The sequence below is a fragment of the Rossellomorea sedimentorum genome (genome assembly GCF_046237645.1).
In the GTDB taxonomy this organism is placed as follows: Bacteria; Bacillota; Bacilli; order Bacillales; family Bacillaceae_B; genus Rossellomorea; species Rossellomorea sedimentorum.
The window spans coordinates 1852198-1876793 of the sequence record NZ_CP143546.1; the positions used below are offsets into that span (position 1 = coordinate 1852198).

The 24596-nt window shown below is 41.8% G+C and carries 20 protein-coding genes; 17 read left to right on the top strand and 3 right to left on the bottom strand.

All coding sequences use genetic code 11. From position 1 onward, the window contains the following. Positions 1–58 precede the first annotated feature (58 nt). From V1502_RS09075 to V1502_RS09085, 3 genes are read left to right on the top strand one after another with little or no spacing between them, the layout of a single operon-like run. Positions 59–1678 (top strand): diguanylate cyclase, encoded by a 1620-nt coding sequence (locus V1502_RS09075; RefSeq protein WP_409254032.1) that lies wholly within the window; start codon positions 59–61, stop codon positions 1676–1678. Positions 1679–1689: 11 nt separating this feature from the next. Continuing rightward, complete coding sequence (locus tag V1502_RS09080; RefSeq protein ID WP_409254033.1) at positions 1690–2061, top strand: response regulator transcription factor; 372 nt, start codon at positions 1690–1692, stop codon at positions 2059–2061. After that, positions 2054–4879 (top strand): ATP-binding protein, encoded by a 2826-nt coding sequence (locus tag V1502_RS09085; protein WP_409254034.1) that lies wholly within the window; start codon positions 2054–2056, stop codon positions 4877–4879. Before V1502_RS09080 ends, V1502_RS09085 begins: the two co-directional genes overlap by 8 nt. Before the next feature lie 137 nt (positions 4880–5016). On the opposite strand, the gene V1502_RS09090 is transcribed toward V1502_RS09085, so the two are convergent. Beyond that, positions 5017–5307: a HesB/YadR/YfhF family protein gene (locus V1502_RS09090; protein ID WP_409254035.1), complete on the bottom strand. Its 291-nt coding sequence runs from the start codon at positions 5305–5307 to the stop codon at positions 5017–5019. 156 nt (positions 5308–5463) lie between these two features. Here V1502_RS09090 and V1502_RS09095 point away from each other — a divergent pair, with 156 nt between their 5' ends. Continuing rightward, positions 5464–5727, top strand: coding sequence for a hypothetical protein (locus V1502_RS09095; RefSeq protein WP_409254036.1), 264 nt, complete (start codon positions 5464–5466; stop codon positions 5725–5727). Positions 5728–5761: 34 nt separating this feature from the next. Here the strand turns inward: V1502_RS09095 and V1502_RS09100 are convergent, their stop codons facing one another. After that, positions 5762–6910: a CapA family protein gene (locus V1502_RS09100; protein WP_409254037.1), complete on the bottom strand. Its 1149-nt coding sequence runs from the start codon at positions 6908–6910 to the stop codon at positions 5762–5764. 459 nt (positions 6911–7369) lie between these two features. On the opposite strand from V1502_RS09100, the gene V1502_RS09105 reads away from it, so the two are divergent. From V1502_RS09105 to V1502_RS09115, 3 genes are read left to right on the top strand one after another with little or no spacing between them, the layout of a single operon-like run. Continuing rightward, complete coding sequence (locus tag V1502_RS09105; protein WP_409254038.1) at positions 7370–8110, top strand: metal ABC transporter ATP-binding protein; 741 nt, start codon at positions 7370–7372, stop codon at positions 8108–8110. Between the two features lie 4 nt (positions 8111–8114). Then, entirely contained in the window at positions 8115–8972 is an 858-nt protein-coding gene (locus tag V1502_RS09110; protein ID WP_409254039.1) for a metal ABC transporter permease, read from the top strand. A gap of 36 nt (positions 8973–9008) precedes the next feature. After that, the gene (locus tag V1502_RS09115; protein WP_409254040.1) at positions 9009–9950 is read left to right on the top strand and encodes a metal ABC transporter substrate-binding protein; all 942 of its coding nucleotides are present in this window, start codon (positions 9009–9011) and stop codon (positions 9948–9950) included. Between the two features lie 960 nt (positions 9951–10910). On the opposite strand, the gene plsY is transcribed toward V1502_RS09115, so the two are convergent. After that, positions 10911–11507 (bottom strand): glycerol-3-phosphate 1-O-acyltransferase PlsY, encoded by a 597-nt coding sequence (gene plsY, locus V1502_RS09120; protein WP_409254041.1) that lies wholly within the window; start codon positions 11505–11507, stop codon positions 10911–10913. Between the two features lie 274 nt (positions 11508–11781). Between plsY and V1502_RS09125 the strand changes: the two genes are divergently transcribed. The 10 genes from V1502_RS09125 to V1502_RS09170 all read left to right on the top strand — a co-directional run bounded on the left by V1502_RS09125 (position 11782) and on the right by V1502_RS09170 (position 24588). Then, positions 11782–13068 (top strand): purine/pyrimidine permease, encoded by a 1287-nt coding sequence (locus tag V1502_RS09125; RefSeq protein ID WP_409254042.1) that lies wholly within the window; start codon positions 11782–11784, stop codon positions 13066–13068. Between the two features lie 418 nt (positions 13069–13486). Next, the gene (locus tag V1502_RS09130; RefSeq protein ID WP_409254043.1) at positions 13487–14452 is read left to right on the top strand and encodes an ABC transporter ATP-binding protein; all 966 of its coding nucleotides are present in this window, start codon (positions 13487–13489) and stop codon (positions 14450–14452) included. Next, the gene (locus tag V1502_RS09135; RefSeq protein ID WP_409254044.1) at positions 14442–15101 is read left to right on the top strand and encodes an ABC transporter permease; all 660 of its coding nucleotides are present in this window, start codon (positions 14442–14444) and stop codon (positions 15099–15101) included. Before V1502_RS09130 ends, V1502_RS09135 begins: the two co-directional genes overlap by 11 nt. Before the next feature lie 17 nt (positions 15102–15118). Next, positions 15119–16012 (top strand): glycine betaine ABC transporter substrate-binding protein, encoded by an 894-nt coding sequence (locus V1502_RS09140; protein ID WP_409254045.1) that lies wholly within the window; start codon positions 15119–15121, stop codon positions 16010–16012. 108 nt (positions 16013–16120) lie between these two features. Beyond that, on the top strand, positions 16121–16528 hold the full coding sequence (locus tag V1502_RS09145; protein WP_409254046.1) for a CoA-binding protein: 408 nt from the start codon (positions 16121–16123) through the stop codon (positions 16526–16528). 625 nt (positions 16529–17153) lie between these two features. Then, positions 17154–19109, top strand: coding sequence for a DNA topoisomerase IV subunit B (parE, locus tag V1502_RS09150; RefSeq protein WP_409254312.1), 1956 nt, complete (start codon positions 17154–17156; stop codon positions 19107–19109). Then, positions 19106–21535 carry a DNA topoisomerase IV subunit A gene (gene parC, locus V1502_RS09155; protein ID WP_409254047.1) on the top strand — a complete coding sequence of 810 codons (2430 nt, stop codon included), beginning with the start codon at positions 19106–19108 and terminating at the stop codon, positions 21533–21535. The genes parE and parC overlap by 4 nt, the downstream gene beginning before the upstream one ends. 151 nt (positions 21536–21686) lie before the next feature. Next, positions 21687–23117: an alanine/glycine:cation symporter family protein gene (locus tag V1502_RS09160; RefSeq protein ID WP_409254313.1), complete on the top strand. Its 1431-nt coding sequence runs from the start codon at positions 21687–21689 to the stop codon at positions 23115–23117. A 174-nt stretch (positions 23118–23291) separates the two neighbouring features. Continuing rightward, positions 23292–24047, top strand: coding sequence for a hypothetical protein (locus V1502_RS09165; RefSeq protein WP_409254048.1), 756 nt, complete (start codon positions 23292–23294; stop codon positions 24045–24047). 82 nt (positions 24048–24129) lie between these two features. After that, positions 24130–24588: a staygreen family protein gene (locus V1502_RS09170; RefSeq protein ID WP_409254049.1), complete on the top strand. Its 459-nt coding sequence runs from the start codon at positions 24130–24132 to the stop codon at positions 24586–24588. Positions 24589–24596: the final 8 nt, after the last annotated feature.

Sequence of the window (24596 nt, forward strand, 5' to 3'; positions counted from 1 at the left end):
CTTCGCATGTCATTAATAGTACGTTCTATTTATCTATTACTTTTTACTGGGGTTATTTATGACAAAATTGAAAGTGTATCAGCACAAATTGATTGATAATATTAGAAAAACGTTATCTCAATGGTTAAGTTCAAATGATGAAATTCCTGCAGCTGATGTGAGAAGATTTTTTCACTCCATCAGCGGTACAGCACCAACGATTGAACTCGATGAGATTGGGAGGCAGGCTTCCGAGTCCTTGAAAACCGTTGAAAAAAGAGGGGATGACAGCTGGAATAGGAAAAGCATCCAAGAAATCATTTCCCCCTTATTAAAAGAATGCTATCAGTATGAATATGAAAATGAAATTGATTTCCCTATCAGGGCTGATATCAACAAGAGAAGGAAAATTGTTTTTCTTGTTGAAAATGATACAAGCTTCTTGATGTACATTAAAGATTTTCTGGAGAGAAAAGGCTTTCATGTTTTTGGTTTCACGGATGCAGATAAAGCGATATCAGCTTTATATGATGTCAAACCTGATTGTATTCTGCTTGATATTTTCCTTGGTGACCAAAATGGGCTGGATACCCTCTCGCATATTTCGAAAACGGTCCAAAAACAATATGTTCCTGTAGTCATGATGTCAGAAAACAGTTCAGACAGCCTGAGAATGGAAAGCTATAAAAAAGGAGCCGATGATTTTCTTTTAAAGCCGTTTATGCTGGAAGAACTATTTATAAGGGTGAACAGGCAGATTGAGAGAAAAGAATTTGTTGATCATTTAATTCTTGTTGATGAGTTGACGAGATTATATAACCGTAAGTATCTTCATAGTTCTTTTTCGCAGTTATGTGCCAAGCAGTGGGAAGAAGAGCAGGAGTTATCAATTGCCTTTTTAGACCTGGATTATTTTAAACGGGTGAATGATGAGTACGGCCATTTGACGGGTGATACTGTTCTAAAAGAGTTCTCAGAATTCGTGAAGAAGAGAATATTACCGGAAGATATTTTGATCAGATATGGTGGAGAAGAATTTGTCTTATTATCCCCTGATACATCTGCAGAGAGATGCAAAGAACGTCTGAACAATATTCTGGCTGCCTTTTCGGCGTACGTCTTTATAGCAGAGGAAGGAGAGGAATTCATCTGTACATTCTCCTCTGGTGTGGTGGATGTTGATGCTTCTGTTTCTACATCTTTATCTTATTGGCTGGACCTTGCAGATCTTGCTCTCTATCAATCTAAAGAAAAGGGCAGGAATCAAGTGACATTGTTCGACCGGAGCATGTCAACTTCTCATAAGGCCGTTTCGGTTGCACTGCTTGAAGACGACCCAATCATGCAGGTACTGCTTTCCAATACGATTAAGCAGGCAGCTTCTTTAAATAGTATACCGATAAAGATTTCAAAGTTTGAGAGCGGAGAACAATTTCTGGAGAGCAGATGGCTGGATGAAAACCATAGAGGAATGGTTCTTCTCAACATCTTCATGAATGGGATGAATGGTATAGAAACCTTAAAACAAGCTGATTTTGATTCTTTCACTGTGTTGATGCTGTCTGCAGAAACAAGAAAAACAGAGATGATCCAGGCTATAGAATTAGGTGTTGCCGACTATGTCATTAAACCATTTTCCATTGATGCTCTGGAAAACAAAATCCTATTCTACTTAAGAAATCTAGCAGATCACTCATAGGGAGATGAACCATGAAGAAAATACTTTTAGCGGAGGATGAAGATGTCCTGCGAATGTTAATAATGGATACTCTTGAAGATGAAGGGTATGAAATTTACGAAGCAAGTGATGGAGAGGAAGCAGAATCCCTCGCAGTATCGACTCGATTCGATTTGATTTTACTAGATTATATGATGCCGCTGAAAACCGGCCTCGAGGTAATACGGACCATTCGAAGCACTGATTCTAATAAGGGTACTAAAATCATGATGCTTACAGCCAAGAGCCAGAAATCAGATGAAAAAACGATTTTGGAAGCTGGTGCGGATTACTTTCTTTCTAAACCCTTCAGCCCGATGCTGTTGGCAGATAAAGTAGAGGAAATCTTAAACGAACATGAATAATTACTTTCAAACAAGTTTGTCCCGCCGTTTTGCCGCTTTGATGGCTGTCTTTATTATATTGTTTCTTATAGGGGCAAGCATCATCTTATTTATTCAGTTTCAGGTACAAAAAGATTATGAAAGTGAGAATAAATTAGCAGAAAAGAAAGAAGAAATCATTCTCAGAATAGACGAGAGCTTTAATCAGGCAATACTGGATGTCCGAGGGTATATTGCTTTTGGAAATGAAAATTTAAAAGATAGCGCCCTGGATGAGAAGGAATACATCCTGCAGCTTATCAGCATGTATAGTGAAATGCCGCTGTCCAGCAAGGAACAGGTTTTTCTCCAGGAAATGATTTCCTTTCATGACCTATATTTCAATGAGCTGCTTCCCCCGACTATTAATGATTATGAGCAAGGGAACATGCAGGCAATTGTCAACAGGGCCAACAGTTCCGGCACATCTCAAATACAAACATTTCAACGCAATTTAAATCGTTATCGTTTGGAACTTGATAACCGGGTTGAGGTCAATAGTGATGCTCTGGTTTCTATTTATCATAAATTGCAATGGACGATGTTTGCCTTCGTTCTGTTTATGCTGATCATCTTGCTGTCCATCACACGGATCAGCTTGAACAGGATAGGTAAACCGCTTAAGGAATTAGCTTTTGCAGCAGATAAGGTCAGCCGTGGTGAAGAGTCAGACATTGTTTTCACTAAGGATAAACAAAACGATGAAATAACCATCTTGAAAAATAGTTTTATAAAAATGTTTACTTCCATTAAGGAAAACGAACAACACTTGAAGGATACGAATGAGGAATTGTCTGAACAGCAGGAAGAACTGCATGCCCAGCAATTTGAACTCGAAAACCTGTTAGGGCAAATGGAAAATCGGGAAAATCAGCTGAAGCATCACAATGATCTCATTAACCGTTTATCGAATTCACTTGATAAACAAGAAGTGCTTAATTCCATTGTCAAAGGATTCTCCGGTGTCCTTCGTGCTGATAAAGGAATCATTGTCGTTCTGGATTCAGAGAACACGTATGCTAAATGGGGCGTATCAGAAACCGGTGTCCAGCAATTCGTCAATCATTTGGATAATGGCATCCTTGAAAGATTACAGGAAGAACAGCATGCGTTCGTACTTAAAAGGAGACTCCCACGTGAAGAAAAAGGGATCCACAATGAAGAGCAACCTTGCTGGGATTTGTATCTTCCGGTTTTGTCACATAGTGGAAATGTCGAAGCCGTCATGGTTTACTCTCGCTTATCAGGCGGATATTCCGCAGAGGAAATCCAGGAATATTTCTCCCTTTCCAAACAGGTGTCGATATCCTTGGAAAAGATTAAAGTATTTGAGTTATCCGAAGCAGATCGGATGATGAATAACGATATCCTTAATACTATCCATGAAGGAATACAGCTTTTGGATACCAGCGGAAAAGTGATTCATGTCAATGAAACTTTTTCCTCCATTTATGAGTTTCAGGATCCTAAGCAGTATATTGAGCAATCATTTTTTAAATGGTTCAATGACATTCGGGATATGGTGGAAAACTCAGATGAACTGTATGACTTTGTAGATAAACTTTTTACCAGTAAAACCAACACCGCCGGCCACACCCAGTACAAACTCACCACTGGTCAGCCGAGGATGATCCAGGTGTATGCAGAGCCCCTGTACAGGGGCGATATTTTATCAGGATGGATTTTGGTGCACCGTGATTTCACCAAAGAATATGAGGCGGACCAAATGAAGAATGAGTTGGTGAGTACGGTGTCCCATGAGTTACGGACTCCGCTTGCCAGTGTCCTGGGCTATACAGAATTATTGATAAACCGTGAGTTAAAACCGGAGAGGCAGAAGAAATATTTAAATACGATTTATCAGGAAGCGAACCGCCTAACCGCGCTCATCAATGACTTCCTTGATGTACAGCGGATGGAATCGGGTAAGCAAACTTATGACAAAAAGTATGAATCGCTGACTCCACTGTTAAAAGAGGTAATTGAAGGAATTAAAATCAATACCTCCATCCATGACATCCAGTTTGTTAGCGATTCCGAAAGTGATATTGTCCTGGGTGACCGGGACAAGCTGCTGCAGGTTTTCCAGAACCTTATTCAAAACGCAGTCAAATATTCACCTGAGGGCGGGAACATCACTATTAAATTGAGTGCTGGTAAGCAAAATCTACATGTGTCCATAATAGATGAAGGGCTCGGGGTTCCAGAGGATGCGATACCTAACCTTTTCACTAAATTCTTCCGCGTAGATAACTCGGATAGAAGGAAAATAGGCGGGACAGGACTTGGACTGGCTATTGCCAAAGAAATCATTAAAGCACATGACGGAGATATAGCTTTATCATCCAAGCTTGGGCAAGGAAGTTCCTTTACCGTAACCCTTCCAAGGGTGAAAGGGATTGAAGAAATCAATCCAGAATCATACTCTGGCAAAGACAGAGGGAAAATCGTCATAGTGGAAGACGATATGCAGCTTGCTTCACTTCTCTCGAATGAACTGTCTGAGAGCGGATTTGTTATCACAACGTTCACAAATGGAGAAGAAGCACTGGCATTCATTGAAAATAGTCCGCCTGATGCAATCATTCTTGATATCATGCTGAGCATGTCGCACATGGATGGATTGGATGTCCTTAAAGAAGTCAAAAACCATGCCAAGCTACAAGATATCCCGGTATTTGTTTCAACTGCGCTTGATGAAAAAGAAAAAGTCCTGAAGCTCGGCGCGGAGGGTTTTCTTGTGAAACCATACTCACCAAGCAAGCTGACGGAACTGGTTATGAGTAATTTAAATGGATAGAATAATGGTCTGTATCGTAAATCAAGCATTAAAGGACGAAATCGTAAATGATTTCGTCCTCTTCTTCATGGAATGAAGTTCATTGCGGAAACTGGTTTGCGTTGGGATTAAATACCCCCATGTCACCTGCATTGTCTTTATTTCTTATACTCATAAGATGGTTCTTCCAATTTTTCATTGAAATTGACATAAAGGTCATGTTCGGAAAAAAACCATAAGTCATTTTCTTCTACAAAGAAAGTAGTGCCGTCCACCTCTGTTTTTGCTCCTATTTCAATAGGCTCTTCCTTATTGACTCCTAATGAGAAGGAGTCATGCAGAGGGCTTGACCCGCCATAACGAACATAGAAACGGACAAAATCTCCTTGTTCTATATGCATTTCATCTTTAAACCATTGCAGCGCTTGATTTGAAAAAGTTATATTCATAGCTGTACTCCTTTCGATTCCCTGTCTTCGTTTATTATATGACTTTTCCCTTTTATTCAGCCAATCATCGGCTCATAAAAGATAAATGATTGGATGGAAGCATACTCTCTGTGTTATTTTAAATACTACTATATAATGCAAAAAGGAGGGGGAAGGATGAGCAATTTTAAATTGTTTAGCATTATTGGATCAGGAATTTTCGGTGGTTTGATTCTTATGACTTTTATCCAGCTGGAAAAAGCCGAGTACAAAATGGAGGCTCTCGGTTTTATTGCCACCGCTGCAGTTGTATATTTTGGACTTGTATGGATTATTCAAAAGGGTCTGAGAAAAGTGTTTACTGCCGCCGTATTGGCACTGGCAGTACTTGCTATATCAGCTGCAATGTTTCATACTATTCTTTTTTCTGGGACTCATTAAAAAATCCTGTCCATAGCGGACAGGATCTTTTTACTTATTGCTGGATGTTCATGACGTGAGAGACCATTTCATCTTCAGGGAATGAAACGAGTCCGCTTTGATTGGCAGCCGCGAGAGGCAGTATTCGATAGTTGTTGTAATTAGATTGAGTCACAAAAGTGGGTTGAAATCCAATTTCGGGAAACGATATTCTCTTGCCATTTTCATCAATTACTTTTTGTACTGTGACATTGGCAATCCCGCCAATATTTTTTAAATCACCTTCCTGGCCTGAAAGGAAGTTACCCAATGAGTAAATGACCACGGCTTCGCGCCCGTCGTCCGTTGTCAATTTCTCAATTGGCTGAAGAACGTGTGGATGATGACCAATGATCAAATCAACCCCTGCATTGGTCAATTCGCGAGCAAGTGACTGTTGAGTTTCATTCGGAAACCTTTCATATTCATTTCCCCAATGAGCTGCCAAGACCACCATATCCACACCAAGTTCCTTTGCCTTTTGTATATCTTTCTTCATTAAATCTAAATCAATGAGATTGACCAGGTAGTCCTTGCCTTGTGGTACAGGAATTCCATTTGTTCCATACGTATAAGCAAGCAAGGCAAACGAAATGCCATTGACATTGAATGTTCTTATATTCTTACGGTCTTCCTCGCTTTTGAAAGATCCTGTATATGGCATGCCGATTTCTTCATAGTGTGAGATCGCACTAAGTACACCTTTCGTCCCTTTATCCAATGAATGATTGTTTGCTGTCGTCACTGCATCCACACCAAGCTTTTGCAGGGCATCGACAATTTCATAAGGACTGTTGAAAGCAGGATAGCTTGAAACCCCAAGATGTGCTCCTCCTGGAAGAGACTCCTGATTGGCAATCATAAAATCAGGAGCTTGCAAGAAGGTTTCTACAACCTGAAACATCGGCAAAAAATTATACGAGTCTCCTTCTTCAGCATCCTGATAGACGGTATTATGAAGCAAAACATCCCCGATTGCCCCAATGACAGCCTGGGTGGTATAAGATTTTTCTTTAAGTGTGATTTCCTTTCCGATATGGAGGCTGTATGAGCCTGTATCATTCATTGGATCCTGTGCAGACTGAAACTGATTCAGCATCAGCAATGAGGCGATGATAACTAAAACGATGGCTGAAGCAGAACCCCAAAACAATTTTTTGTTCATATTAAAACCAACTACTCTCTACTAAATTTATAACAGGATAATAGTCCTTCTATTATCATTATAAAGTTGAAAAAGACATAAATAAACAGAGATGTACAAAAAACGGCAGAAACCTGTGAGGCTTATATTGAAAACATAATTGACAGTTTAACAACGCGCTATCATTTTGTCAGTGTGTATATTTTTCACATAAATAAAGATTTTGAATAGTGTATTTAAAGAATTATCAAAAACGGTTGACTTTTTGTGGTTAAGGATATATATTTTGCATTAAGGAAACTTTTTGAGTTTCGGTAAATAGTGTAGTTCAAAAATACAGACAAAAAGAACAGAGATTTTTTTTAGGCAAAAAGTTGCGCGAAGGCAAAATAAATAGCTTATTCAAATACTTGTGCAATAAGTAAATTTACTGTTTCTTAAGAATTTGGCTTAGCAGCCAAGGAAAAGGAGGATGAATTGATGAAGGAACTTGCTATCTCAATACAAGACCTGCACGTTTCTTATTATGGAGACGAAGCTGTAAAAGGAGTCAGTCTGTCCATTGATACCGGTCACCTGGTCGGAATAATCGGCCCTAACGGAGCGGGAAAGTCTACATTCCTGAAATCAATGCTTAATCTTATTCCAAAAGATAAAGGTGAGGTAAGGATCTTGGGGCAACCAGTCAAGGATGTTAGAAAGAAGATTGCCTATGTACCTCAGCGGAATGATATTGATTGGGATTTTCCAATTACCGTATTGGATGCAGTCCTGATTGGTACCTACCCAGGATTAAAGTTGTTCAGGCGCCCCAAGAAGAAGGAAAAAGAGTGGGCTTACGAATGCTTGAAACGAGTAGGGATGGAAGAATTCAGCAACAGGCAGATTGGAGAGTTGTCCGGCGGGCAGCAGCAGCGTGTCTTCTTGGCAAGGGCGCTTGCTCAGAGAGCAGAGGTCTTCTTTCTTGATGAGCCGTTCGTGGGTGTAGATGTATCAAGTGAGGAAACAATCGTGAAAATCCTGAAAGAGTTGTGCTGGCAAGGAAAAACAGTCATGGTTGTTCACCATGACTTAAGTAAAGCCACTAATTACTTTTCTAAGTTAATCCTTCTTAATAAAGAGTTGATCAGTTATGGATCCACGCCGGATGTTTTTCAATCTAATGTGATTGAAAAAGCTTATAAAGGGCAATTTGCCTTTTTAAATGAAATGGGGGTTTAGAAACATGGAGTTCATTGATGCTGTCATGCAGTATGGATTTCTACAGAAAGCACTCCTGACATCGGTGATGGTCGGTATCATATGTGGAGTGATTGGCTGCTTCATCATCCTAAGGGGAATGGCGCTGATGGGCGATGCCATTTCGCACGCCGTGTTGCCTGGAGTAGCAATCTCTTACATGCTGGGAGTCAATTTTTTCTTCGGAGCGGTTTTTACAGGCATCATTACAGCTGTGGCCATTGGCTTTGTAAGCCAGAACAGCAGGATCAAACATGATACCTCGATAGGAATCATGTTTACCGCGATGTTTGCCGCAGGGATTATTATTATCACAATGCTGAAGAGCAGTACCGATCTTTACCATATTTTATTCGGTAATGTATTGGCTGTCAGGCCTTCTGATATGTGGATCACATTGGGGATTGGTGTATTTGTCCTGACAGCTGTTTATCTTTTTTACAAAGAGCTGCTCGTGACTTCCTTCGACGAAACGATGGGTGCTGCTTACGGCCTGCCAGTCCGGCTGATTCACTATTTCCTGATGGCGCTTCTTACAATGGTAACGGTTGCCTCTCTTCAGACGGTCGGAATTGTGTTGGTGGTGGCTATGTTAATCACTCCGGCAGCCGCAGCCTATCTGTTGACGGAGCGCCTATGGATGATGATCTTTATAGCTGCCGGAATCGGGACCATTTCATCGGTTGCAGGACTGTATTTCAGTTTTACCTACAATCTGGCTTCCGGTGCTACGATTGTCATTTCGGCAACAGCAATATTTATATTTGTTTTCTTGTTCTCTCCAAAACATGGGTTGCTCTGGAAGACAATTAAAGCTAAAAAAAAGCGGGCCTCATTGGTTTAAAAAGTAACTAAAAATATCTTTAGGAGGAATTTATTTATGTTAAAAAAAATCACGATGCTATCGATTACAATTTTCACCTTACTGGTATTAGGAGCATGCGGTGCTGAGAAAACAGAGGGCAATTCAGCTCAAGACGATGGAAAAGTCCAGGTAGTCACGACGTATTCCATAGTGTATGACATTGTAAAAAATGTTGGGGGAGATTTAGTTGATATTCACAGTTTGGCACCTATTGGATCGAATCCTCATGAATATGATCCACTACCGGAAGATGTCAAAAAAACGACAGATGCTGATGCTGTATTTTACAATGGATTGAACTTGGAAGCAGGAAATTCGTGGTTCAATAAACTTATGGAAACTGCAGGGAAAAATGGGGAGGATGCACCTGTTTTCCTAATGAGTGACGGAGTCGATGTGAAATACCTTACATCAGAAGGAAATGAAGGGGAAGAAGACCCTCATGCATGGTTAGATATCCGAAACGGAATCCAATATGCTGAAAATGCACGCGATGGCTTAATCGAAGTCGATCCGGAAAACAAAGAAGTTTATGAACAAAATGCAGAAAAATATATTTCTGAATTAGAAAAATTACACAATGAGGCAAAAAAGAAATTCAATGAAATTCCGGAAGAAAAGAGAGTTCTTGTAACGAGTGAAGGGGCGTTTAAATACTTTAGTGATGCCTATGGATTCCAGGCAGAATATATCTGGGAGATCAATCAGGAAAATCAAGGGACACCAGACCAAATTACAAGAATTGTAGATATCATTAATGAAAAAGAGATCACAGGCTTGTTCCTTGAAACGAGCATAGATGCGCGCAGCATGGAAGCTGTGTCCAGAGAAACAGACGTGCCGATTATGGGGAAAGTATTCACCGATTCATTGGCAGAACCGGGTGAAGAAGGTGACACCTATATCTCGATGATGGAATGGAACATCAATACGATCAGTGAAGGATTAACGAAATAAAGGACGATATCAGCTCCCTCATCCAGTATTATTGTGGTGAAGGGAGCTTTTTCCTATAAGGCTTGTAATCTATTAACCCTACATTGAGGGCCTTCCTGCCATTTTTGTGACAGAAGAGGCTCCTATCCTCAGTACTTTAACGATGTGGGGCATCCTCCCATGACCATTTTCATGAACATTTTGATTTATTTCTCATAATTTGACTATAAAAGGATAGGCAATCGGGAGAGAGGGAACTCAATGAATTAGTAGTTCAGTTTTGGTGGTCAAAACTAGAAAAAGCAGTCGGACTGCTTTTTATTATGAATTCGTTATAAAAGTTACATATTAAATCCATTTCACCAAGTGAAGAGAAAGGGGACTTAAAATAAGAGGAATTTTTCCCGCTAAACTGCAGAATTTAGCTGGAGAGAGGTAAATAAGGGAAGAATTTACCGTTAAGCCTGCTCAGTAATCTAATTTTCATGTTTTTTTAGTTAATAGCGGAAGATTTTCCCCCTATTTGACCTATTTTCCTCCGCATTTCTTCTATAAAGGGAAATTCTTCCCTTATTATATGATCTCATGGAGCTGTTTTAAAAATCTGGTCCTTGCCTCTATGGTCGAGTGGGTCTGAAATAAAGAATCAAGTTATTTTACTCCCAAAAAATCGAATTCACCTTAATGGATAAAACCTTTTTTGTTTTTTACCGTTACGCAAGTGAATCCACCACGTAAATCAAAAGACTATAAAATATTGCGGAAACGTGATGTGAATATAGACACAAAAATACAGTTGAAAGTTATATCAATAAAAAAATAGCATACGAAAAATGGTGCAAATTCGTATGCTAGGTTTGTACCTCTAAAGTGGACTACTTACTCAATGAATGAGTTCCCTGTTTTACTGAGTGGCGAATAAAAATGCCTGCAGGATTTTGCAAGTGACATCTTCATGTCTCCGCCGGACCATGAATAATATTATCCTCTTTTTAAGGTGAGCCACTTTATCTTAGGCTCTGTTTTATTCTTGATTCTTACGATATTTGCTCTATGCCTGTATATTACAAAGAAGGCAAGTGCTCCTACGACAATGATCAGCGGTACATCGCCTGTAAACAGAGTATAAACAAAAGAAAATATCGCAGTTAGAATCGATGAGAGAGAGACATATTTAGTAACAAATAAACAAATAAAAAACACAAGAAGCAATAAGAAGAATAAAACCGGAACATATCCAAGGAGGACACCGCCTGATGTAGCTACCGCTTTACCTCCGCGGAAGTTTGCAAAAACAGGATACATATGACCGATGACTGCCGCAACACCGGCAATCAGCATATGAAGATCAGAATCAAAAAGGATAGGAAGCAGGACAGCCGCCGTACCTTTTAGAATATCCATGATGGTCACCACCATACCCGCTTTTACGCCGAGCGTCCTGAAACTGTTCGTACCGCCAAGATTACCGCTCCCATGTTCTCTGATATCTTTCCCAAAGAAAGCCTTACCGATAATGAGTCCAGAAGGAATGGATCCTAATAAATAAGCTAAAACAATAATAAGAGCAATGATCACTGTTACAACCCCTTTAACCTGAGTACCGCATTTCATAAGAAGCGGTGTTTTTCTATAAGTAACAATTATTTTACCATGAAACCAGTGAATTGGGGAGGATACGAAGGAAAAAATTATGACCAGCTATAATAAGTTACTAATATTATTCTATACGAACCTTTATAAGATATTCTTTTGAAAATCTACTTTGTAGTGAATCACGATGAAAAGAAACAGATGAATTGAAATGGTTGTGCTAGAATGTAGGGTAGATTGTCCAGAATGAGGTGTCACTATGAAGATGTTTTTAACAGGGCTGCAGTGGATGGCTTTCATGGTTGCCGGTTCGATAGCGGCTCCAATTGCCATAGCTGATTTGTTCAATTTGCCTCCATCAGAAACGGCGGGATTTATTCAAAGAACTATGTTCGTGCTGGGGGCGGCCGGAGTCCTTCAAGCGTTGATTGGACATAAGATGCCTATCAATGAAGGACCCGCTGGACTCTGGTGGGGCGTTTTTGCCATCTATGCCGGATTTGTCGGAACCATTTATGGGACCTCCAATGAAGTGTTGCAACTCCTTCAAGGCGGAATGCTCGTCAGCGGATTGTTCTTCTTAATCTTTGCGATAACAGGTGGATTATCAAAGCTGACAAAGCTATTTACTCCGACCATTACTTTTGTATACTTACTGCTGCTGATCTTGCAATTAAGCGGTTCGTTCATTAAAGGAATGTTCGGACTATCGGGTGAGCAGACTTCGATTGATTTTACGATCATGGCAGGCAGTCTGTTCACATTTTTCCTGACTTTATATCTATCACGCCATAAAGTCGATTGGATTAAACGGTATTCCATTATTTTTTCATTAGTTATAGGCTGGCTTGTTTTTCTGTTGATTGGGAAAGCAGGAAGTATTCCGCAGACAGCAGGGGAAATTATATCTTTACCCGGATTATTCGTGTTCGGCCTGCCGAAATTTGACTTAGGTGTCATTATAACGTCCTTTTTCATTACTTTGTTATTAATCACCAATATGATTGCTTCTATACGTGTCATGGAGGAAGTCATGGCTCAGAATGACATGAAACTACATAGAAGGTATAACCAGGCGGGAATCGTATCCGGGGTCAATCAGGTGCTGGGGGGTCTATTTTCTGCAGTAGGATCGGTTCCAATATCAGGAGCTGCTGGGTTCGTTTCCGCAACAGGTATCCTTTCCATCATTCCTTTTGTTTTGGGAGCTTCCCTTGTAGTCGTTATCAGTCTGTTCCCAGACTTGATGAACATCCTGGCCACCCTTCCGGCCCCGGTAGGATATGCCGTTACCTATGTCATTTTTATCAACATGGTCGGCTTGGCCCTCGGTGAATATAAAAAAGAAGAAAACGCAGAACGATCGAATTTTGCGGCTGGCATAGCTTTAATTGCAGGAGTGGGACTGATGTTTGTCCCTCCCGTCGCGTTTGCAGGAGTCCCCGCTGTGGCCGCTTCCATCCTGAACAATGGGCTGATCATCGGAACCATCGCAGCCATTATTGTGGAACAAGTACTGATGCGGAAGGATAAAAATGAAACGTAAGTGATTATGTGGAACCATCCAGGCTTTACCCTGGATGGTGTTTTTTTGCAGCCATTTTGGGAGAGAAGGGTGGTTCTATTAAACAGAATTGATATGGGTTCAGCGAGTTTTGTTCTATAAGCGAAAATTATTGTTCTACCATCTAAAACGGCCGCTCTCTTGACAAATATCAAGGTCTTTATAGGAAGACATGCTTCTATTAACAACTTTAGCTGCTCTATTAACAAAAATAAGGGTTCTATCAACAATTGCATTGAATAACTTATATTTTTGCCAAGCCAGTATGCCCCTGACTGGCCGTCCCCTCTTTTTAGTGTATTCCTCAAGCGTAATCTGTTTAAAATAAGTCCGATATATGTTTAACTTGTTGTGGGCAGGGAATTAATATGACGATCTTATATTTTAAGCAGGTGTTGTGATGATTGAATTTAAGAATGTAAGGAAGACTTTTGAGGATGGAACGGAGGCTATTAAGGGGATCGACCTTGTAATTCCGGAAGGTGAACTGACGGCCCTGATCGGACCAAGCGGCTGCGGTAAAACGACCACCATGAAAATGATCAATAAATTGATTGTTCCTTCGGACGGCAATATATACATAAACGGTGAAGAGATTGCATCCAAAAACGAAGTGGAATTGCGCAGGAATATAGGCTATGTCATTCAGAGGATCGGTTTGCTTCCACATATGACGATCGAGGAGAACATCGCCCTTATTCCCAAGCTTAAAGGGTGGAAGAAGGAACAGTATGAACCGAGGGTGGATGAATTGCTGGAACTTGTCGGCCTTGAGCCGGAAGTATACAAAAAGAGATATCCGCTTGAGCTAAGCGGCGGACAGCAGCAGCGTGTCGGCGTCATACGGGCACTTGCGGCAGAACCACCGATTATTCTCATGGATGAGCCGTTCAGCGCGCTGGACCCGATCAGCCGTGAACAGCTGCAGGATGAGTTGAAAAGCCTGCAAAAGAAAATACATAAAACGATAGTGTTTGTAACTCACGATATGGATGAGGCTCTAAAGATTGCCGACAATATTGCTTTGATGAGGGATGGCGTAATAGAACAGTACGGCTCCCCCAATGAACTCATTACCAGTCCTGCCAATGAATTTGTCAAAACGTTCATCGGGGAGCATCGAATGAACAAGGAGATTACGCTTGTGGTGAATGATGTGATGTCCATGGCTGCAGGACAGAACACGCTGAAGCAGGGACAGGCAATTCCATCAGGTGCCTCTTTATCGCAAGCGGCTAAAGAACTGCTGAACACGAAAGCTGATTTCTTAATAGTTGAGGAAAATGGTGATGCGATCGGTTTTGTGACGAAAGAAGATATCCTCCGCTCCATCGCAGATAAGGAGGGATCACCTCATGCTGGGTAATATTGTTACTACTTTTCTAAACACGGTAACCAGCCGATCTGATGACATCATGCAGGGGCTGATTGAACATCTAATCCTTTCATTTGTCGCTATTTTTATAGCCATTTTAATCGCGCTTCCCCTTGGGATCTACATATCCAGAAGAAAAAGTTCAGCAGAGTTCTTCATCGGAATTACAGCTGTGTTCCAAACTATCCCAAGCCTTGCGCTCTTCGGGTTTCTCGTTCCATTGCTCGGGACAGGAAGTGCCACTGCGATCGTTGCCCTGACGGTTTATGCGCTTCTCCCCATCCTTAGAAACACTTTTACAGGGATTACCGGCGTAGATCAAGCCGTCATAGAGGCGGGAAGAGGGATGGGAATGACAAAACGGCAGCTTCTTTATAAAGTTGAGCTTCCGCTTTCCCTTCCTTTTATCATGGCAGGGATCCGAACAGCAACGGTCTTGACTGTTGGAGTGGCCACACTGGCTACATTTGTCGGAGCCGGCGGACTTGGAGACATCATATACAGGGGGTTATCTTCTTGGAATAACAGCCTTGTCCTTGCTGGTGCACTCCCGGCTGCATTGCTTGCACTATTTTTTGATTATTTATTAAAACTTTTGGAAAAGGCCACAACACCTAAGGGATTGAAGGCCAGAAAATAATGAAGGAGTTATGGACCATGAAAAAAAGGTTAACGGTAATCGCACTTTCTCTATTGCTGATCCTGTCAGCATGCGGAAACGGCGGAGAAAACGATACAGTAGTTGTATCAGGGAAAATGTGGACAGAACAATACATCCTCACAGAAATGCTTGCTCAAGTCATTGAAGCTAAAACAGACTTGAATGTCGAGCGAAAAGAAGGCCTAGGGGAGGTATCCATCCTCACACCGGCAATTGAAAAAGGCGACATTGATATGTATGTCGAATATACAGGAACAGGCTTAAAAGCTGTATTGAAAGAAGAAGCAGAAGAAGGTGCAAGCGCTGATGAAATCTATGAGCAGGTTAAAAGCGGGTATGAAGAAGAGTATGGCGTAACCTGGCTTGAGCCGCTTGGTTTCGAAAACACGTATACCCTTGCTTACCGTAAAGGAGAAGAATTCGACGCAGAAACTTATTCTGAGCTGGTACCAGTCTCAGAAAACATGGTATTCGGAGCCCCTCACCAATTCTATGAACGCCCAGGGGACGGATATGATGATCTTGTCAAAGCGTACGGCTTCAATTTTAAAAATACAGAAAGTTATGACCCTAACATCATGTATGAAGCAGTAAAAAATGGAGATGTTGACTTGATTCCTGCCTTTACGACTGACGGCCGGATTCAGCGATATGATCTTGCGACTACTAAAGATGATAAAGGTTTCTTCCCTCCTTTCTACGCGGCACCTATTGTCAGACAGGAAGTGTTGGATGAGCACCCTGAGTTGGCAGATGCCATCAATGCACTTGCAGGACAGATTACAGAGGAAGAAATGAGCGAATTGAATGCAAAAGTAGATATTGATAAAGCAGAACCGGAAGATGTCGCCAGAGAGTTCCTTATCTCTAAAGGGATCATCGAAGAATAAAATAGGATTTAAGCTGATCTAAACGGGTAAAAAACCATTAGATCAGCTTTTTTCTGCAGGATATTTTCCTTAAATAACGAAATAATGTTAGGGAGGAGATGAAAAACGATGGAATTTCTAACCCGAAATGAAATGAAACCCCTGCTCGATAAGGCGAAGGTGATTGCCGTCGTCGGATTGAGTGACAATCCCGAGAGAACTTCTTACATGGTTTCCAAGGCTATGCAGGACAACGGATATGAAATTATCCCTGTCAACCCGACAATTGATGAAGCACTTGGAGTCAAAGCAGTTCCGACGCTAAAGGATATCGGTAGACATGTTGACATTGTCAATGTATTCCGCCGATCAGAATTTCTTCCTGAAATCGCAAGAGAATTCGATGAAATCGATGCAGACATTTTCTGGGCACAGCTGGGTGTTATCAATGAAGAAGCCTATGACTTTTTAAAAAGTAAAGGATATACCGTTATTATGGACCGCTGTATCAAAGTAGAACATGCTCTAACACGATAATGATTTCGTACAAGCGACGGGAAGATTTCCGCCGCTTGTTTTTTCTTGTTTTTATGTTTGGAGAAGTTTAAACGGAAAAGACATTTTTTAGTGTAGGGTTTATAAGTGTGGAGCGCCATTATAAAGGGCACGATCGATTTATAGTGTGGTGTTTATAAGTGTGGACCGCCCAAAAGGCCACAATCGTATTATATAGTGTGGTGATTAAAGGAGAAACGCCCATTATAAAGGCCCCAATCGTTTTATAGTGTGTTTCTTAAAAAATAGCCCATTTACGGATTACAAACGTTCTATAGAACAGTGTTTTAGGAGTAACGAGGGTTAAGAAGGCAGTTCTCGTTTAATATGAGGCGATTCTGGAAACTCTTGCATTCCCTGGGGGCATCTCATTTGAATAATAAGTGGTTTTTTTGAAAAAACCGAGAATATTAGGCTCTTTTTTATACTGCTTTTCAAAAATAAATTTGCGAAATTCAAATAAAACGATACAATAAAGCATAGAAGTTTGACGATACTGTGGTAAGATAGAAGGGCGAACAAGTGTTCTTTTATATAAAATGACACCATTAGTAGACAGAGATAAGTTTTTGAAAGGGGAATGTTCGTGGCCAACAGAAATCAGACCATGGATTATAATGATGATGCGATACAGGTACTGGAAGGTCTTGAAGCGGTCAGAAAAAGACCTGGAATGTATATTGGATCTACAGATGCCAGAGGGTTGCATCACTTAGTTTATGAAATTGTTGATAACTCTGTAGACGAAGCTCTAGCAGGGTATGGAGATGAAATTACTGTTACGATACATAAAGATAATAGCTTAAGCGTAGAAGACAGCGGTCGTGGAATGCCTACGGGTATGCATAAGCTGGGAAAGCCGACACCTGAAATCATCCTGACTGTCCTCCATGCAGGCGGAAAGTTTGGCCAGGGCGGATATAAAACAAGCGGCGGGCTACACGGTGTTGGGGCATCAGTCGTCAATGCACTTTCAGAGTGGCTGAAAGTGACGATCATGAGGGATGGTTATGTTTACGAGCAGACGTTCGCAAACGGTGGAAAACCGCAAACGACTCTTGAAAAGGTTGGAAAAACGAAGAAAAGCGGGACGAAAATCAGTTTCAAACCTGATGATTCCATCTTCAGTGTGACGACTTTTAACTATGACACGTTATGTGAACGTCTCCGTGAATCTGCCTTTCTTCTTAAAGGCCTTAAAATTACCATCATTGATGAACGTCATGATCAGAAAGATGTATTTCATTACGAAAGCGGAATACAGGCTTTTGTTCAGTATTTGAATGAGGAGAAAGACAGCATCCATCCTGTTGTGTTTTTTGAAGGTGAGCATAACAGTATCGAAGTTGAGTTCGCTTTTCAATTCAATGACGGGTTTTCGGAAAATATCCTTTCATTTGTCAATAATGTGCGGACAAAAGATGGCGGTACACACGAAGCGGGTGCGAAGACAGCGATGACGCGTGTTTTTAATGAATACGCCCGAAAAGCGGGAATCCTTCGCGATAAAGACAAAAACCTTGAAGGTACAGATATACGTGAAGGTTTGGCAGGAATTGTTTCTGTCCGTATCCCTGAAGAATTGCTACAATTTGAAGGGCAGACAAAAGGAAAATTGGGAACAAGTGAAGCAAGGTCGGCAGTGGACGCAGTCGTATCGGAACATCTTCTTTACTTCTTGGAAGAAAACCCTGATACAAGTTCACTATTAATCAAAAAAGCCATCAAAGCGGCACAGGCACGAGAAGCGGCGAGAAAAGCACGCGAAGATGCGAGGAACGGTAAAAAAAGAAAACGTTCTGAGACCATTCTCTCAGGCAAACTGACACCTGCTCAGTCCAGAAATCCTCAAAAGAATGAGCTGTATCTCGTTGAGGGTGACTCGGCCGGAGGTTCTGCGAAACAAGGAAGGGACAGAAAATTCCAAGCCATCCTGCCGCTGCGCGGAAAAGTCATCAATACGGAAAAAGCCAAGTTGCAGGATATTTTTAAAAATGAAGAAATCAATACCATTATCCATGCCATCGGGGGAGGAGTCGGTCCGGAATTCAATTTAGATGATATCAATTATGATAAAGTCGTCATCATGACGGATGCCGATACAGATGGAGCTCATATCCAGGTACTTCTTCTGACGTTCTTCTACCGTTACATGAAGCCTTTATTGGAAGCTGGAAGAGTTTATATCGCCCTCCCGCCGCTCTACAAAGTCAGTAAGGGCTCCGGAAAAAAAGAAGTGATCGAGTATGCGTGGACAGATGATGAACTCGATGACGCCATCAAGAAAGTCGGAAAAGGCTATATGATCCAGCGATATAAAGGTCTTGGCGAAATGAACGCGGATCAATTGTGGGAAACGACGATGGATCCGGATACCCGTACGCTCATCCGTGTCAAAATTGATGACGCCGCAAGAGCGGAACGCCGTGTCACGACGTTGATGGGTGATAAAGTCGAGCCGCGACGGAAATGGATTGAAAGCAATGTTGCGTTTGGCCTTGAGGAAGACGGCAGCATTCTGGAAAATGAAAATGTATCGGTCGCAGAGGAGGGCAATGTATGACAACTCAAGAACGCTATCAGGACTTGCCTCTTGAAGAGGTACTAGGCGATCGTTTCGGACGATACAGTAAATACATCATTCAAGAACGTGCATTGCCGGATGCACGTGACGGTTTGAAACCTGTACAACGACGGATTCTTTACGCGATGCATGTGGAAGGCAATACACATGAAAAGGGATTCAGGAAATCAGCGAAAACCGTCGGTAACGTAATCGGTAACTATCATCCCCATGGTGATACATCTGTTTATGATGCAATGGTCCGTATGAGCCAAGAGTGGAAACTAAGGAATCTCCTAGTTGAAATGCATGGAAACAACGGAAGTGTCGATGGCGACCCGCCTGCTGCCATGCGTTACACCGAAGCGAGACTATCGGCGATTTCGACTGAACTTTTAAGGGATATTGAGAAAGATACGGTCGATTTCGTACCAAACTTTGATGATACGTCCAAGGAACCTACTGTGCTGCCTGCCCGTTTTCCAAGTTTGCTTGTGAACGGGTCTACTGGAATATCTGCCGGTTATGCCACAGACATTCCGCCCCACCACCTTGGGGAAGTGATTGATGCTGTCATCATGCGCATGGACAAGCCGCAGTCAAGCGTCGATGACCTGATGACCGTTATCAAGGGACCGGACTTTCCTACGGGAGGAATCATTCAGGGTGTTGAAGGTATTAAGAAAGCCTATGAAACAGGTAAAGGAAAAATCGTCGTCCGCGGAAAAGCGGAAGTGGAAGATATCCGCGGAGGGAAGCAGCAAATCGTCATCACGGAAATACCTTATGAAGTGAATAAGGCAAATCTGGTTAAAAAGATGGATGAGTACCGGATGGACCGTAAAGTGGAAGGGATCGCAGAGGTAAGGGACGAAACTGACCGCACAGGCCTGAGAATTGTCATTGAGCTTAAGAAAGATGCGGATGCAGATGGCGTATTGATGTTCCTTTATAAAAACACAGATCTGCAAATTGCATACAACTTCAATATGGTCGCCATCCATAACCGCCGTCCTCAATTGATGGGACTCCGACAGCTGCTGGATGCCTATATTGAACATCAAAAAGAAGTGGTGACAAACAGGTCTAAGTATGACCTGAGGAAAGCACAGGAAAGACAGCATATCGTTGAAGGATTGATGAAGGCTTTATCGATTCTTGACGAAGTGATTGCCGCCATCCGTGCGTCCAAGGATAAAAGAGATGCGAAGAATAACTTGATTGCTAAATTTGATTTTTCAGAGGCTCAAGCGGAAGCGATTGTTTCATTACAACTTTACCGCTTAACCAATACTGATATTACCGCTCTGAAACAGGAAGCAGAGGACTTGGCTAACCGCATCAGTGAATTGACAGCCATTCTTGAAAGCGAGACCAAACTTTTAAGTGTCATCAAAAAAGAATTAAGAGCAATTAAAAAGCAATTTGCTGACGAAAGACGGTCGGTCATTGAAGCGGAGATAGAAGAAATCAAGGTCAACCTGGAAGTGATGATCGCCAATGAAGATGTGATGGTTACCGTAACGAAAGACGGATATATCAAACGGACGAGCCTCCGTTCATTCGCAGCATCCAACGGCCAGGATCTGGCTATGAAAGAAACGGACAGACTCTTGATTCAAAAGGAAATGAACACAACGGATGTACTCTTGCTGTTCACAGACAAAGGAAGCTATCTATACTGTCCTGTGCATGAACTGCCGGATATACGCTGGAAAGATCTTGGGCAGCATGTTGCTAACCTTGTTCCAATAGATAAAGAGGAAAACTTAATTGGGGCCATGCCGGTTAAAGAGTTTGATGAGAACCGGTACCTTCTGTTTATTACAAAGAACGGAATGGCGAAGAAATCACAATTGAGCCAATATAAAGCCCAGAGGTATTCACGTCCGCTCGTGGCTCTCAACTTGAAGAAAGATGATGAGCTGATCGATGTCCATATTACCACTGGAAACCAGGACCTGTTCCTAGCCACTCATTATGGATATGGTTTATGGTTCAGTGAAGAAGAAGTGAGTGTTGTCGGACCTCGGGCAGCAGGCGTAAAGGGGATTAACCTGAAGGATGGAGACTTTGTCGTTGCTGGGAAACCAGTTGCCAATCCTGATTCTGAAACGGTCCTGATCGCCACCCAACGCGGGGCTGTAAAGAAAATGAAGCTTTCTGAGTTTGAAAAAACAACCCGGGCGAAACGGGGTGTCGTGATGCTGCGTGAGTTGAAATCCAATCCTCACCGATTGGCCGGTGCTGAGATTGTAGAAGAAATTGATGCGGTTTCACTTGAAACGGAAAAAGGGCATGTAGAGACGATACAAGCCGCTAATTTCCGAAATAATGACCGCTATTCCAACGGTTCGTTTGTAATAGATCAAGGAGACAGCGGGTCTGTCATTAAAATATGGCGCGAACCCCGCCCTACTATGTAAAACTGAATAATTTAAGCAGGCACACACCGTGAGGCGGTCCTGCTTTTTAGCTTTTTACAGTGGCTATACAGTTAATAAGCAAGGATAAATCAAATAGAATATTTTGCAACTAGTCATTTAGGAGGACACTATGGATACAGAAAAAAACATCATGAGTTATTTTATAGACATCGTAGGCTCCCTCAATACGTTTGTTTGGAGCTACATCCTGATTGCCGCGCTGATTGCTCTCGGAATCTACTTTTCAGTAAGACTTAACTTGGTTCAATTTCGTTATATCGGAGAAATGTTCAGGCTGCTCACTGATAAGTCGACGATTTCCGCAGAAGGAAAGAGAGGAATTTCTTCCTTTCAGGCTTTTACTGTTTCAACTGCTTCCCGTGTCGGGACTGGAAACCTTGCAGGTGTAGCAACGGCCATAGCTGGCGGCGGTCCTGGTGCAGTATTTTGGATGTGGGTCATTGCCCTGGTCGGAGGAGCTACTTCCTTTGTAGAAAGTACTCTTGCCCAGATTTATAAAATAAAGGATAAAGACGGTTTCCGCGGAGGGCCGGCCTACTATATGGAAAAAGGCTTGAATGCCCGCTGGATGGGGATTATATTTGCGGTTGTCATTACATTCAGTTTCGGTCTTGTCTTTAATTCCGTTCAATCCAACACCATATCTATTGCTGTGAATGAATCGTATGGACTGAACCGCATGACAGTCGGTCTTATTCTTGCCGGCCTGACAGCTGTGATTATCTTTGGTGGGATTAAAAGGATTGCCCATGTGACTCAGATCCTGGTCCCAATACTAGCAATTTTGTATATTCTGCTAGCACTTTTTATTTTATTTTCGAATTTCACCTTAATTCCAGATATGTTCGTTCTTATTTTTGAAAGTGCCTTTGGACTGCGGGAAGTCGTCAGCGGGGGTGTCGGTGCTGCCCTCATGATGGGAATCAAGCGCGGGTTATTCTCGAATGAAGCAGGAATGGGGAGTGCGCCGAATGCTGCTGCGACCGCTTCAGTTACCCATCCTGCTAAACAGGGATTGATCCAGACATTAGGTGTATTTGTAGATACACTGATTATTTGCAGTGCCACTGCATTTATTATTCTCTTGTCTAATGAGTATACAGGCAATCTTGATGGAATCAGCTTGACACAGGCGGCTTTAAGCCATCATGTTGGTGAATGGGCAGGCTTGTTTGTCGCTATAGCCATTTTCTTATTTGCATTCAGTTCCATCATTGGTAACTACTATTATGGTGAGACTAATATCGAATTCATCAAATACAGCCCAGCTGCACTTTTTGTTTATAGAATTGCAGTATTAGGAATGGTTGTATTCGGAGCTACTGTCGAACTTGAGGTAGTATGGGGGCTTGCGGATCTTTCCATGGGCTTCATGGCTATTATCAACCTGATTGCCATTACACTGCTCGCGAAGATTGCTGCAGCGGCTCTGCGTGATTACCGTATGCAGAAAAAAGAAGGAAAAGACCCGGTGTTCTACTCGAATTCGATCCCTGGTTTACAGAATATCGAGTCCTGGGAACCTATGCCTGAGGAAGAGAGAAAAAAAAGAAACTATTAAAGTGAAGTGGAAGGCCAACGGTTAATCCTTGGTTTTCCGCTTTTTTTTATTTGGTATAGTAATTTCTGTGGATTAAAGGAAAAAAGGAAAACAACACAATCATAAGGCTGATTTACATACAATTACCTCTTCTGGAGAACATAAGTAAAACTATTTCTTAAGGAGAGAGATTTAATGAAAAAGGAATTGTTATTTGCATTTGCGGCTTTCTTTTTCATGTCCCTGCATGCCATTGCGGGAAGTTTTGCAGAACAACACTCACAACCTGATGTCATTGCTATAACAGCCTATCAAAAGGATGTAACAGGAGACGGGACAAATGATCTGATAACGTTGTGGGGAAAGCCTTTTGAACCGGGAGCTTTATTCTATAAAGAGCTTTGGGCTGAAGTAGAGCCCTCTGAAGGAAAAAAGTTTCGAATGGACTACGAAGGCGGTTACGAACCGGAAATTCAGTTCCCAGATCTGAATCATGATGGTGTTAGGGATCTGCTGCAGTCTTCAGCGACAGGAGGAAGCGGGGGACTTTATAATTATAGTCTTTATACTCTAGCCGATGAAGTCAAAAAGGAAATTGGCATGCCTCCAGCATTGCCAATCAATGCGCATTTCGAAAATAATTATAAAGGTGTCATTATCATTGAGGACACAAAAGAATCGTTTACTGTGGACTTGGTTGACCGGAAGGCAGATTATGATCGCTTAGGAATTTACAAGAATGGAAGGCTCAATGAACCGACAGAAATGATGGTGATTCCCTATGCTATGCTTGACCGTGTGAAAATACCAGGCAAAAAAGGAGAAGGTTTAAAAGGAATACAGAGGATAAGCGGTGCGTATCAGGCAGACCCGGTGGGTAATGTCTATTCATACTGGTATTACGAGGAAGGTAAATGGACCCTGGCAAATGTGAAGTGGGAAGAGTTATAAAGGGGTAAAGTGAACCTTTTATAGGCATTTATCATACTCTGATTGTAAGCGAACACACATCATGATGGTGAGGTGGCTTACGATGAAAGAATTTAATCCAGAGAAGCTTTCGGTCATATATCATCCGCCTGCATCCGTATACCATCCCATGGATGGCAGAAGGTACACACTGACTCATTCGGACATTACTGGTGAATTGTTTTTAAGCATCGGCTGCCATTACGATTTGGAAAAGTTGAACCCTGAAATGAGGGATGAGGTTCTTGCTGAATGGTCAAGAGTCATGGGGCAATATACACTTTCCGCTGCGGTTTACGTAAGCGGCGGTGAATATGATAAAAACCTCTCAAAAGTACGCTTTATGATCTTCAAAAAGGAACTTCCGCTCGCGTTAACAGCTATTGTAAATGGAGATCAAGGGTTCTTCACCTATTTTCCCTGGCTGCTGGATGCCCCGATCTATGCCACATTTGAATCCATTTTTCCTGAGTTTCACCAACTGCTATATTACGGTACACCAAGACAGTATCTGGTTAAATAAAGGGTCAG